This window comes from Nostoc sp., from assembly GCF_041747015.1.
In the GTDB taxonomy this organism is placed as follows: domain Bacteria; phylum Cyanobacteriota; class Cyanobacteriia; order Cyanobacteriales; family Nostocaceae; genus Nostoc.
Window position 1 is genome coordinate 34,870 of the sequence record NZ_JBGTFY010000348.1, and the last position, 13,887, is coordinate 48,756.

Below are 13,887 nucleotides of genomic sequence, written 5' to 3' on the forward strand. Positions count from 1 at the left end.
TCAGATTATTCTTTATCCGACTGCCGTTGCAGCAGGAACGCGGTGCATGAAATCCCAAGCAAACAGTAAGCCTAAAATTTTGGTTGTCGATGACGAACCAGACAACCTTGACTTGCTTTATCGCACTTTCTATCGCGACTATAAAGTGCTGAGGGCAATCTCTGGCCCTGCGGCACTGGATCTGCTGGATCAAGAGGGAGAGGTGGCAGTGATCATCTCCGATCAACGGATGCCAATGATGAGCGGTACAGAATTTTTGAGCCTGACAGCAACTAAATATCCAGATATTATTCGGATTATTTTAACTGGCTACACCGATGTCGAAGACCTGGTGGAAGCAATCAACGCTGGTAAGGTATTCAAATATGTCACTAAACCGTGGGAAGCAGAGGAACTCAAAGCAGTGGTGCGCCAAGCTTTGGATACCCACAATGTCCTCAAAGCTCGCACCCGCGAACTTACCCGCACACTCCGGCAAGAATCGCTGCTAAATACCGTCACAAATACGATTCGCAGTGCCTTAGACTATCGGCAAATTTTGCAGGCAATTGTAGATACAGTGGGTCATATGTTGGAGGTGGATGTTTGCCTGTTACGTCCTTTCCAAGATGAGCAGTTGGCGGATAAAGGATTTATTTATCAGAAGGCTCTTTCTGAAAAAGCAGAGGAGCAGAGGAGCAGAGAGGAAGTTGTAGTAAGTCTTTCCCCTCTGTCTCCCATCCCTTCTCTCTCCCCTATCTCTAAAGGAGTTTCTGAGTCGCCCGATCTTCTTGTTTCCCCTCAGCCTCTTTTGGTTCAGACGGTATGGGAAACCCGCGAAGTCCAGGTGATTAATGATGTGATAGATGACGATCGCATTCAGGGTAATACTCCCGAACTGCGTCAACGTGGGGAAGCTTTTGCTGCCGCTAACATTTGTTCTAGTTTAGTTGTGCCATTGATCTGCCAACAAGAACTGATGGCAGTGCTGGCACTGCACCAGTGTTCTCTGCCCCGCTTCTGGGGGGATGATGAGGTGCAGCTAGTGTTGATGGTAGCGGATCAGGCAGCCTTGGCTTTGTCTCAAGCTTATGCTTACGAACAAGTACGTGCCCTTGCCAAGCGAGAAGCCCTAATTAATACGATTACTAGCGCGATTCGTTCTAGTTTAGACCCCCAAGATATCTTTGCGGCGATCACCCAACAACTTGGGCAAGCCTTACAAGTCGATGGCTGCGTTCTGTCTCTGTGGACGGAGGAAGATGAGTTTGTTCAGTGTGTAGGCTTGTATGACAGTTTTCAACATCCAGAAAATTTGCGTAGGCACAGCCCAAACCAGGCATCGTTATCTCTAGACAAAAATTTAAGTACCAATAATAACTTATTTACCCAGAGAATACCATACTCTCAAGCATCTATACAGGAGAATCCAATCCTTCAACAAATGCTACAGACACGTGAACCTGTGGTAATTGGTAATGTGAGCCATTCTCCCTCAGATGTGCAGGGTTTTAATTTGTCTTTAAAAATGCCAGGGCGATCGCTAATGTTTGTGCCATTATTAGCTGATGGTAAATGTATCGGTAGTATTACCCTACATGAAGGTAATAAAGTCCGCCGATGGCTGTCGTCTGATATCGATTTGGCTAAAGCTGTAGCCGCTCAAGCCGCGATCGCTGTGCAGCAATCACACCTGTATCAAAAGACTCGTGAACAAGCTGAACGCTTACTGGAATTAGATAAACAAAAAACCGAATTTTTCCAAAATATCTCTCATGAGTTTCGCACACCCATCACCTTGATTCAAGGGCCTCTAGAGTCGGCGGTGGCGGCTGGTGAGGGATTATCTTACTCTCAAAGTGCGATCGCCCTGCGTAACTCCCGCCGCCTGCTGCGACTGGTAAATCAACTCCTGGATCTACAACGTCTGGATGCGGGGAGAATGCAGCCTAGCTTCCGCCCCTGCGATTTAGTCGAATTTGTCAGCCAAATTGTTGAGTCTTTTCGCCCCTACTGTGAGAAAAAGGGATTACATCTCGCCACCCAGTTAGATGAATGTTCTACGGTATACTTGGATATGGAAAAATTTGACAAGGTGATTTACAACCTTCTGTCAAATGCCATGAAGTTTACTCCTGAAGGTGGGACGATCAATGTCAGACTAAAATCTGAGGGCGATCGTTGCATATTGCAAGTACAAGATACTGGAATTGGCATTGTTAAAGAACAAATTCCCTATCTATTTGAGCGCTTCCGCCAAGCTGAAGGTTCAGCAAACCGCTCTTATGAAGGCAGTGGTTTGGGTTTAGCTTTAGTTAAAGAATTGGTAGAATTACATGGCGGTCAAGTCACTGTAGAATCAGTTTACGGTGAAGGCACTAGCTTTAGTTTATGGCTTGTGACTGGAAATGCTCATTTACCCGCACAGCAAGTACTAGAAACGCCTATCGAACTGAATAAAAGCCGCGCTAGCGTAGAATTGGCTGATTTAGAACTGGTAGAATCAACAACAGACAATATTGAAGATATTACAAGAAACTTTTCCCCCAGTATTGATACTGAAGACTCAGCCCTTAAAACTCAGCAACGCCAGATCGCTCAACAGGGGGAACCCCCGCACACGGCTGGCTCCTCAATTTTAGTTGTAGATGACAACCCGGATTTGCGAAACTATGTATCAGAAATTTTCCGCCGTAATGGGTATCATGTGCAGACAGCTCGTAACGGTTCTGAAGGGTATGCGATCGCTAAGGAAATTATACCAAACTTGATTGTGACTGATTTAATGATGCCCTTGGTGAGCGGACTTGAGATGATTCAGATGATCCGTAATGAAGAAAAATTGAAAGGAACACCAATCATTCTGCTAACAGCAAAAGTTGACGAAGAAACCCGCATCGAAGGTACAGAACATGGGGCGGATGCTTATTTAGCAAAACCATTCAATGACCGAGAACTTTTGGCGGAAGTTCGGAATCTTTTAGCATTAAAAGAAAATGAACGACGCATCTTAGAGTTAAATACTTATCTAACAGAATCGGTGTTAAAGCGCTTTTTGCCAGCTGTGTTGGTGCAAAAAGCCGCAACCGGAGATTTAACGTTAGATTTGCGCCCAGAACCACGCTTAATTACAGTTTTATTTAGTGACATTGTGGGTTTTACACAACTAGCAAATACTCTCAGATCACGGCGAGTAGCAGAGTTGCTGAATGAATATTTAGAAGTTATGACCAAAGTTGTATTTGGCAATGGCGGCACTGTAGATAAATTTATGGGAGATGCTATTTTAGCTTTATACGGAGCGCCGGAAGAACTAACCCCCAATGAACAGGTGCGTCGTGCCATCAATACAGCAAGAGCAATGCACCACTCATTGGCTGACTTGAACCAGCGCTGGCGAGACCAAGGTGTATTCGCTGGCGACAAACTTACTAGCGTACAGTTCCGGTGCGGTATCCACCAAGGTACAGCTGTTGTGGGAATGTTTGGTAGCGCTCTACGTGCTGATTATACTGCCATTGGCCCAAGTGTGAATATTGCTGCAAGGTTGCAAGCTGCCGCTGTTCCCGGTACGATCTTGGTTTCTGCCGCTGTGGCAGATTATTTGCAGGAAGAAGAAATTACTAAAGGTAGTCCGTTAGAACTTAAAGGAGTAGATGAAACAGTTTTGACCTTTGCTGTTACACCAGATGTAATGGTTAATCGCTAAAATTTAAATTGGTATTTCAAAGCATTAGCAATGAGTAAAAGTGCTTAATCATATCCAGTTTATATAATATGACACCATCGGTTGCAGACAAAACTCCAATTCCAGCCAAAATCTGGAGGCGACACACAGATCCACCAGGTTTGTGGATTTCTATCGTTATTGGTTCAGTCTCTCTGCACTTGCTGGCGTTCTGGCTGATGCGCTCATCTAATGCATTTAGTCTGTGGTTTCCCCAGCAAAGTCAATCTGCTGTTCCCATTGAATTGATAGACATTGCTCCCAAAACAAAATCAACAGCTAAAACAGTTTCACCAAAGCAACTATCCACAGTTCAAAAGTCTGTACCAGCACGTTCACCACAAACAGCACGAACTACGTCAATAAATCAAAATTTTGGCGCAATAAATTCTGCTGATAATCTCCAGCAAAAGAGCCGAACTTACGCCTCTCAACCTAATAGCCAACCTTTTAGACAACAAACAGTTCCGAAACCGGAACCGAAACTTACAGCTATAGCTACACCGACACCGAAACCTACAGTTGCAGTCGGTAATCTCCCTTGGAACCAACGTCAAGAAATCAAATTGGGAAAGGGAACGCTACTACCAACAGGTGTTCCATCAAATCCACCAGTTTCGGAACCTGAAAACAGGGAAACTCCACGTACTCTCCCAGAGCAAACTTCACCAACTCGACCTACTCCCACGCCAGAAACTTCACCAACTCCAACTAGGGAAACTCAACCTACTCCCACGCCAGAAACTTCACCAACTTCGACTCAGGGAGCATCGGTAGCAGTAGTACTTCGTTTACCTAGAGACGAAATGGTTAACTTGATAAAAACAAAACGAGTTGTACAAGATCCTCCACCCGACTTGATTGCTGAATACAACGGTAGGAACACAAAACAATTAGACTCAAGTTTTCTCCCCCGCGATTCCGAACTTAAACCTGCACAGATCCTTGCTAGCTTAGAAATTGATCAAAATGGCAACTTTAAAGGGGCTGTAGTTATAGAAATAGAACCAGCAACACTGCAAAGTGAAAAAAGTACATACGAGCGAGTTCTCAACGAGGTTTTCAAAACAGAAAACTTTTCTGCCGGTAAAAACAACGATGGAACAAAACCACCTTCAAGCAATTTGTTTGTACAAATCGACATCCAACCTGCCAATTCCAACTAAATGGTTGAATTTTTTCAAAAGCTATGTTAAATTTATAGGGTTGGATTTTGCGGGTGTAGTTTAGTGGCAAAACTATAGCCTTCCAAGCTATTAATGCGGGTTCGATTCCCGCCACCCGCTTAGAAAGAAAAAGCCCTAAAAAGTCTAATTTTCAGTGGCTTAAACTGAGTAAGATTTTTTGAACACTTAGACAATTTTGACAGAAACCGATATTGCCCTATAAATTTGGGCGTTGCTGATTACAGGTATGAATTTAGTCTCACGCAAAGGCAAGGCAGCGCAGGGCTATTTCATTCTCATCTAGCCCGCCTCAGAATGAATTCTGAGTCTAATAGCACTCATTCGTCTAAAGACGACTGAGACTCATGTTATAGTCCGTTAAAACGGACTTTAGCTATAAGAAAAGGAACTTTAGTTTTGAGCGGTTTATGCCTAGAATGAAATAGCCCTGTAAGACAGCGCGTTGCAAATAGAAGCAACTTCGGGGGGTTCCCACGGCAGTCACTCATGGGAAAAAACCCCAGACGCTCTCTACGAGACGCTAAAAGCGTAGCTTGCTTCTCTGTAAGAGTACGCGGACTCGCTAACGCTTTTAGCGTCTCCCCTTCTCGGAAAGGGAGAAAACCGCGCTGCCTCGTTGTTGTAGCGGCTGCCGCGCAAAGACGCAAAGTAAGAGTTTTAAACTCGATTTTGAAATTTTATACTTCAATTCAGCAACGCCGAAATTTGATTTTTGAAAGCTAGAGTGTTGGTCGTTTACCTTCGAGAATTTCTGTTGCTTTCTGGGCAGAAAGTGGTCGGTAGAATAGAAAGCCCTGGACATCTTCGCAGTTGATAGATTTCAAAAACTCCAGTTCCTCTTTCTTTTCTACCCCTTCGGCTATCAGCTTCAACCCCAAGCTATGCCCCAAGCTAACTATGGCCTTAATAATATGAGCTACTTTGATATCATGCGTCAAATCTTGGACAAAAGACTTGTCGATTTTAAGATTGTGGAGTGGCAAAAGCTGTATGCGGGAGAGGGAAGAATGGCCAATACCAAAGTCATCGATGGAGATGTGAACGCCCATTTGCTGTAGTTCATGTAACACCATTATGGTGAAGTTTAGATCCTCAATGACCGTGCTTTCGGTAATTTCTAACTCCAAAAAGTGTGGCTCTAGCCCCGTTTGTTCTAAAATTTGGGCTATAGTCTCCAGCAAATTGGGTTGACGGAACTGCTTAAGAGAAAAATTAACAGCGATCATCAGGGGTGGTAATCCTGCATCTTGCCATATCTTATTTTGGCTACAAGCTGTCCGCAGCACCCATTCGCCTATGGGAATAATTAATCCACTTTCTTCAGCGAGGGGAATGAAAACATTGGGCGCGACCAATCCCATCTCTGGGTGCTGCCAACGCAACAGAGCTTCCATACCAGTAATTTGTTCTGTGGCAATGTTCACACGAGGTTGATAATACACCGAAAATTCTTTGCGTTCTAAGGCATAGCGCAAGCTCTTCTCTAAAGTCAGGAGTTCAGGATTCTTAGCGTTTAGGGAAACACTGTAAAATTGGTAGTTATTCCGCCCTTGGTCTTTAGCATGGTACAAAGCAGCATCAGCGTGCTGGATTAGTATTTCGGCGTCAGGACTATTGTGATCAAGTAACGCAATACCAAGGCTAGCACTTACATAAAGTTCATGCCCTTGAAGATGGAACGCATCCTCTAACATTTGTAAGATTCTTTGTGCCACCTGGGTTATCTCCTCGATATTACTGACTCTGGGAAGTAAAATAATGAATTCATCGCCTCCCCAACGAGCTACGGTATCTCCCTTTCTAAGTGAGTCTTTTAATCTTTGAGCAACGCTTTGTAATAACTGGTCTCCCAGTGTATGCCCCAAAGTGTCATTGATCACCTTAAAGCGATCCAAGTCGAGGAAGATCACAGCTAAACTTTCCCCATTGCGAATTGCGTTGGACAAGGTTTTGCCAAGCATCTCGTTAAATAGTAGGCGATTGGGCAACCCTGTCAGCACGTCATGGAGGGCTTGATAGCGAATCTTTTCTTCTGCCTGTTGACGCTGCCGCGCACCAGTGATACTGGCAGCCAGCGTCAAAAGGGTAGATTCTTCGTGCTTTGACCAATGACGCTCAAAGGTGCAGTCTGCCAAGCCAAGATAACCCCAGAATTCATTTTCCAACCGGAGAGGCACCAGGAGAAGGGATTGAATGCCATCTCGAATCAGGAATTCTTGTTCGGCGACAGGAAAATTTTGGGTGAGTCCGCTAATCGCCTGACCGCTAGAGAGAACAGTGTACCAACGAGCTAATTCAGAAGCTTGATAAGGCTGATTCTGCCAATGGTGCTGGGTAGGTTCAATAAAGGATTGTGTCCATTCAAACCGTAGACTCACTGCTATTTCCCCTGTATCAGGATGGAGATGATTCTGAAAAAGATAGGTACGATCTGCCTTGGCAGCTTCACCCAATACAGCTAGAGCTAGATCAATACCAGTTTCGTAATTCATTTCGCCTAGCAAATAATTGGCGGCTTCTGCAACTGCCTGTAATAAGCGATCGCGCTGGTGGAGTTCGGCTGTGACTTGCTTTTGCTCTGTAATATCCCTAATAATAAAAGTTCTAATTAAATCACTTTCAGGAAGGTAGAGAACGGATTGTTCAAAAACTTCTGTGCCTACTTCTACCTCCCGCACAAAAGAATTTTTTTCTAGATTTTTAACTGCACTTAAAAGTCCTGTTAAGATGGGGTGTTTGGTTCCAATTTCCCTAAGTTTGGGAAACTTGAGAGTTGCGGCTGGATTGAGATAAGTCACTTTTCCCTCGAAATCCATCTCAATAATTGGATTGGGGATAAGTTCAGGGAAAGATGCTAGGCGAGCTAGGGCAGATTCACTAGCTGCTTCAAAGGTGGGATCAATAGCTAAGGTTTGAAAAGGATTAGCATAACTGGCTTGCTCTGACAGGAAATCAGATAAGTCTTCAACATCACAAAATTCCGAAAATGCTTGTTCGGAGAGGTTGGAAATAGCATAATATTTAGCTTGAGCTTGATTATTACCAAAGGCAATGATATCGCAATGCCTGAGGTTGTGAGAGAAGCATTTAGTGCCATTCACGAATAAGCCATTAGTACTTCCTTTTCCTTTGTAGTTGCCATCAATAATCTGGAAGCCATATTGGTCAGTCTCTGGAACAGTTACTCGCAATAAAATTGCATGTTGCATTGATACTGACCGGGAAGTTAGGACAATAGTGTTTGCGGAATGCCGCCCCAGAGAATAAGTAGTCTCTTGCAGGGGGATAGTCCGCCGCCCTTTCTGGTCTTGAATAACTAACAGATGGCGTATTTTTTCCCGCTCATTTCCTAGCATGGCTGTTCCTCAAAGTCTCATATCTTTATGTCTTAGTCTGAAAAATACTGCTTTCATAACTTTCGAGTTTTAGGCTCCACAGATGGCAAAATTTTGCTCAATTAAATTTTTGCCATCTATGATCTCAAAATTGCTATGAGGCTGTATTCCAGCCCTTTTGCTCAGGATTGATTTTTTGGAATGAGATGGCTAATTGTTTAATCAGTTTTTGCGGTATAAGTTCTAGCTGTTTTCTCAACTCATACATAAGTTGTCAACTTTTTTTCTTGGAATCTATCATCTAACCTTTCCTTTCTTAGGATACCCAGAATAAGATCAAACACCGAATAGAATATATGGTATATTTGCGGATTTTTATTCTGAGTGGTGGGGAAATTTCAAATTATATAAATAACCGTCTTATTTTTATTTTTTAATTAGTCCAATAGTAGCGCTTCACGAAATTTTGCGAAATAGATAGTAGCAAGGCAAGAATAAAATTAACTTGGTGCATCCCACTGGGAAAAATATCTGGCCATTGGAAATTGCACGCTAGTTGCTTCAATGGCGGGAACCGTTGGCGTGATCACTGAGCAGCGCCGTACCCTTCTCCTGTGGTCGCCGCTACGCGAACGGGAAACAAGCTACGCGCAGTGTCTCGTAGAGATGGGAAGGAGAATCAATCCCTAAATTTTAAAAAGGATTATAGAGTAAACTAAAATATAGCCCTTTTTCTTGCAATGTTCTCTCATTGGAGTTAACAGATACTAAAGGAATGCCCCAATCAAGACGAATGGTGAAGCGATCGCCCTGTGACCAACGCAACCCCAAACCAACGGCAGCTAGGGTATTAGGGTCGGGATTCTCTCTACCAGAACTGTTCCAGCCAACACCAAAATCAACAAAGGGAACGACCTGCAAGGTGCTATCTATCTGAGATAAGCGCAGAATCGGTATTTGAACTTCAGCAGAAACAAAAGTGGCATTATCCGTCAAGAGGTAATCTTGGCGATAGCCTCGAATACTATCCTGCCCACCTAAACCAAATTGCTCAATAGGCAAAAGTGTTCTGGATGCTAGTTGAGTATTTAAACGTAATAACAATAAAGTTTCAGGAGCTAAAAGGCGTGCCCACTGCGCCTGCCCTTGCCAAGCCAAAAAACGGCTATCGGGAGGATTTTGATTAATCGTGGCATTCAACGCATCTATGCCCAAACTAAATTGAGATCGTAGGGCGATGACTTCACGGCTGTTACGACTCGTCCATTCTTGAAAAAATTGCAACGCAGATACCCTGGTGCGTCCCTGATCATCAGCACCAGGCGAAAGTATAAAGCCGGGAAACCCTTCTCTTTGTAATAGAGATGAGATATCACTTTCCCGTCGGGAAGCTGTTAACCCAAGAGCGAATTCTTGTGTAGGAGTTTGAACTATGGGCTGCCGGAATGTCAGTTCGTAGTAGCGAGATGCCGATTCGATGTCTAGAAAAGCGAAATCAGGTTCGATGACATTACTTGATGTGACGCTATAGTTGAAGGTAAGTGTGCCGTTGCGGGGATTCAGAGGCAATGTGTAACTAGCGTCAAAGGAGTTGCTACCATCAGTGTTGGTGTATCCTAAACTCAGACCATCTCCCAATCCGAGTAAGTTGGCTTCATTCAATTGTAATCGGCGTCGGAAACTGCCAACACTAGGCGATCGCCCATTATCAAGAACTATTTGACTACTAAAGGTTTTTGCCTCGCTGATCTTGACTTCTAAGAGACTTGCACCAGTCCGTGATCCTGCTGAGAGTTCAGCAGACAGGTTTTGAATCAAAGGATTAAGTTGCAGAAGTTGCAGTGCCTCTAGTAAACGCTGCCGATTGAGAGGCGGTGATGTAGCTATTGCTAGTCGGCTACGGACATAATTGGGATTCAATCGCCGAGTACCAGTTACCTGGATGTCTTCCAACTTACCTTCAATTACTTGAATTTTGACGACACCGGATTGAATTGTTTGAGGTGGAATGTAGGCACCAGAAGTAATGTAACCATTTTTGATGTATAAGTCAGTAATTTTAGAGCGTGCCTGATACACTTCAGTCAGTGATATTGGTCGTTTGGTAAATTCAGCAGTGGCTTGGGCTAATTCTTCCAGAGTGAAAACTGTGCTACCAATAACTTCAAACCGTTCAACAATAATAGTTTGAGGAAAATTGCTAGGTTGTGGTTCCTCAGGTGTAGGAATTGGGGTAGAGGGGGGAAATAGTTCGGCTGGTGGGGGGAGTGGCTGTGGCAGTTCGGGTGAGGGAAGTGGGGAAGGTGCAGGTGGCTGGATATCCTGTGGCAATGGGAGTTGTTGTGACAGGATGAAATTACTAGTTAGTAATTGTGTAGTATCAATAGTCTGAGCTTTTAGTGTACTAGAAGATATACAGCTGAACAATACAAGCATACTCAGAGGTAAGCAGGACAATATAAAATTTTGAGGATATTTATCGATCATCGCACTGGACTATTTTTTGTCAGGAACTATGGGATTATACGAAGACTGCCTCAGATGTGAATCTTACTTCATCTTTTGTCGCTAAAGTTGATATCTTCGGCAAACCTCAATATAAAAGTTGGCGTTGCATAAATGTGGGTAACTATATCCCTGAAGAGAACAAGCGGTAATTCAGGTTAGAATGGGGAGGCTAGAAAGCCCTTCCGTATGAGTGAAACCGTCTACATCGAAACCAGTTAAACTACTCTCTTTCTGGCGCTTCTGCACTAACGCTATAGTTACCTGAGATACCGGGAATTGTTAAAAGCGCGTCTGTGTTGCGGCGATCGCATCTTCACCCTCAATCGCCACCGAATTTATGCCATAGCATTGCTCTGCAAGTAACTCTAGGCTAATTTTTAATCATACCAGACAGCGATCGCGTTTATAAATCGTTAATTATTCATTTTAGTCGTGTAAAATCACTCCATCTCCTTCATCTTGTTAATTCTCCTTGGCGTTCACACTTAAAACCTCGATGCTGCCAAGCTTGCATATCCACCTCGGCAAGTCTGGTGACATTTAAGCATTGCGGTTGAATAATTTGACTTAAAATCGCCCAAAATAAGCTGCGCCCTAAATCTAGTCCAGTCTTCAGCCTAGATTCACGATTACCAGGAATACCCGACTCCTGAACAATCTCTGGCTCTACCCAAATACCGTGAGCGCCCAAAAGAATCTGTGCCATCCATTTAGCTCTGGGTAAATGACTCTGGGAAGTAATCAACATGACTTTATGCACTCCCCAACGCCGCAGAATCAGAATACTATAATAAAAATTTTCAAAGGTAGAATTAGCGCATTTTTCTAACCAAACGTTTTGTAAGTCTGCTAATTCACGCTGAAAAATTAACCATATACAAGGGTCAGGAGAACCATGAGAAATCAAGATTGGAATTTGCGGGTATTGTTTTGCTTGTTGGACGACATAAATTTCTCGACGAATGCTGCCACCAAGTACAAAGAAGGCATCTACTGGCCTAAAAGAAGCGAAAACTAAGGTTATAGTAGTAAAAACTAGCCAAGTCCCTATGACAAAATACAATCCAAAAGTTAGTTTTTGTAACAAGTGCCACAGATTATTAAAGTTTTCTGTAATGGAAATTAGTGATTTGATAGTAAATTTGCGTTTCATGACTTAAGTAAGAAAAGCTGATTTGATAACTGTGCAACAGTAATGCAATTCAGTGCTGAAAGTGCTATCTTTATGAAAGTAATCTAAAGTGCAAACATGACGCTAATCAAAGTGTCACACGGTTAGTATAGCCTTCCAAAGAAGGCTTACAAACTGAGAAATGATTGTTAATAACAAATGCAGTATTTTCGGCATCATTAAACGAGAAAAATGATGAGGATATCATAGCTAATTTTGGAGTATAAAAACTTAAAAATTTCTGGAAAGCCTGATTGCTAGACTGTCAACAACACTATTATTTCATCTGATATACATGAAACAATCTGCGAAAAGTTACTCGCTGCTCCAAGTAGCCTTGATTGGTGGAGCGATCGCCACGACTACTACTATGTCTGTGTTCGGCTCTGCTTGGACTCGCGGTGTCCGTGCTGCCCTAACCCTACAAGACAGCCCAAAAGCAATAGTTGACCAAGTTTGGCAACTGGTGAATCGTGAATATGTCGATGGCAAATTTAATCAACAAAATTGGCAAGCAACCAGGCAAAGCCTGTTGAGTAAAGACTATTCTTCTCGGGAAGAAGCTTATGTTGCCATCCGCGAAGCTTTACAAAAGTTGGGAGATCCTTACACCCGGTTTTTAGATCCCAAACAGTTTGAAGCTCTGACTAGCCAAACATCTGGAGAAGTCTCCGGCATTGGTATTCGGATGGAAGTGAATGAAAAAACTAAGCGGCTCACTGTTGTCGAAGCCATAGAGAATTCCCCAGCCCTGAAAGCTGGGATTAAAGCAGGCGATGAAATTTTGGCAATTGACGGCAAACCCACTCTCAAGATGAAAGTGGATGATGCCTCCAAGCTAATTCGCGGCAAAGCGGGTACTTCCATCAAGCTACGGCTGGGACGGATGAGGCAAAGTGCCTTTGATGTGAAGTTGACAAGGGCAAATATTGAAGTGCCAACGGTACGTTATACCCTTAAACAAGAAGGGAATCGGCGCATTGGCTATATTCGCTTGCGAGAATTTAGCTCTCACGCCGCAGAGCAAATGCAACGAGCCATCCGCGATTTGAACGGTAAGAAAGTTGATTCTTATGTACTGGATTTGCGAGGAAATCCTGGCGGTTTGTTGCAGTCGAGCATTGAAATTGCTCGGATGTGGTACGATAACGGCGCAATTGTCAAGACAGTAGACCGTGTGGGCAGCACTGAGGAAACTAAAGCCAATCGCACTGCTCTAACAAATCGTCCCTTAGCGGTATTAGTTGATGGTAATTCAGCTAGTGCGAGCGAAATCCTCACAGGCGCACTTAAAGATAATAAACGCGCAGTAGTTGTCGGCGGTCAAACCTTTGGTAAAGCTTTGGTTCAGTCAGTTCATGAACTCGCAGATGGTTCTGGCTTGGCTGTCACCATTGCCCGTTACTACACACCTGCGGGAACTGATATAAACCATAAAGGGATTACGCCAGATATTAAGGTAGACTTGACAGAGCCACAAGAGCGGCAGTTGGCTTCTAATCCAGATTTAATCGGAACTAAGAGTGATCCGCAATATGCCCGGGCGATCGCAATTCTATCCGCTAATAACTTCGCCCAACCCCCGGCAAATCAACCCACTCGACCCATGAGCCGCGCTGGTGACTTGAAATTTTAAGTGAGTGATTTGTTACTAAATGTTGATATATTCCCAAATCCAGGTTTTTGGAGTTATGAAAGCAGAATTCAGGAGTCAGGAGCGATGCCCTGAGCCTGCCGTAAAGCCTGCGGCATAGCTTCGCTTAAGGCGTAGCCTCTCGCAGAAAAGGGTCAGAATGGGCTAAACCTTAGCTATCCGCTAACAGAATGAATTTGAGTCCGAGCGGTACCAAGGTAGAACATACTTTTTGTACTTGTACCCCTTCCCTACGGGACGCTGCGCGAACGGGGAAGCAAGCTACAAACTGTGCGCCAGGGCATGACGTGCAGTATAAGCAAAGCTCAGTTAATGTCCGACGGGAT

At 43.8% G+C, this 13,887-nt stretch carries 6 protein-coding genes and 1 tRNA gene; 4 read left to right on the forward strand and 3 right to left on the reverse strand.

Features of this window, described 5'->3' with window-relative positions:
- Positions 1–46: 46 nt before the first annotated feature.
- From ACEW80_RS27950 to ACEW80_RS27960, 3 genes are all read left to right on the forward strand, one after another.
- On the forward strand, positions 47–3,688 hold the full coding sequence (locus ACEW80_RS27950) for a response regulator (RefSeq protein WP_373529724.1): 3,642 nt from the start codon (positions 47–49) through the stop codon (positions 3,686–3,688).
- A gap of 68 nt (positions 3,689–3,756) precedes the next feature.
- Positions 3,757–4,872 (forward strand): hypothetical protein, encoded by a 1,116-nt coding sequence (locus tag ACEW80_RS27955; RefSeq protein WP_373529725.1) that lies wholly within the window; start codon positions 3,757–3,759, stop codon positions 4,870–4,872.
- 49 nt (positions 4,873–4,921) lie between these two features.
- Positions 4,922–4,992: transfer RNA gene (locus ACEW80_RS27960), tRNA-Gly, on the forward strand.
- A 620-nt stretch (positions 4,993–5,612) separates the two neighbouring features.
- On the opposite strand, the gene ACEW80_RS27965 is transcribed toward ACEW80_RS27960, so the two are convergent.
- The 3 genes from ACEW80_RS27965 to ACEW80_RS27975 form a co-directional block, all read right to left on the reverse strand.
- A complete protein-coding gene (locus ACEW80_RS27965) occupies positions 5,613–8,249 on the reverse strand; it encodes an EAL domain-containing protein (protein WP_373529726.1) in 2,637 nt (878 codons plus the stop codon).
- A gap of 672 nt (positions 8,250–8,921) precedes the next feature.
- On the reverse strand, positions 8,922–10,715 hold the full coding sequence (locus ACEW80_RS27970; RefSeq protein ID WP_373529727.1) for a ShlB/FhaC/HecB family hemolysin secretion/activation protein: 1,794 nt from the start codon (positions 10,713–10,715) through the stop codon (positions 8,922–8,924).
- A gap of 475 nt (positions 10,716–11,190) precedes the next feature.
- The gene (locus ACEW80_RS27975; RefSeq protein ID WP_373529728.1) at positions 11,191–11,889 is read right to left on the reverse strand and encodes a YdcF family protein; all 699 of its coding nucleotides are present in this window, start codon (positions 11,887–11,889) and stop codon (positions 11,191–11,193) included.
- Positions 11,890–12,202: 313 nt separating this feature from the next.
- Between ACEW80_RS27975 and ctpB the strand changes: the two genes are divergently transcribed.
- Positions 12,203–13,543: a carboxyl-terminal processing protease CtpB gene (ctpB, locus tag ACEW80_RS27980; protein ID WP_373529729.1), complete on the forward strand. Its 1,341-nt coding sequence runs from the start codon at positions 12,203–12,205 to the stop codon at positions 13,541–13,543.
- Positions 13,544–13,887 lie beyond the last annotated feature (344 nt).

What these genes read in the sequence shown, in the direction of transcription:
- ctpB (WP_373529729.1), top strand. Translation starts at nt 12,203, where the DNA reads ATGAAACAATCTGCGAAAAGTTACTCGCTGCTCCAAGTAGCCTTGATT.
- ACEW80_RS27965 (WP_373529726.1), bottom strand. Translation starts at nt 8,249, where the DNA reads ATGCTAGGAAATGAGCGGGAAAAAATACGCCATCTGTTAGTTATTCAA.
- ACEW80_RS27970 (WP_373529727.1), bottom strand. Translation starts at nt 10,715, where the DNA reads ATGATCGATAAATATCCTCAAAATTTTATATTGTCCTGCTTACCTCTG.
- ACEW80_RS27975 (WP_373529728.1), bottom strand. Translation starts at nt 11,889, where the DNA reads ATGAAACGCAAATTTACTATCAAATCACTAATTTCCATTACAGAAAAC.
- ACEW80_RS27950 (WP_373529724.1), top strand. Translation starts at nt 47, where the DNA reads ATGAAATCCCAAGCAAACAGTAAGCCTAAAATTTTGGTTGTCGATGAC.
- ACEW80_RS27955 (WP_373529725.1), top strand. Translation starts at nt 3,757, where the DNA reads ATGACACCATCGGTTGCAGACAAAACTCCAATTCCAGCCAAAATCTGG.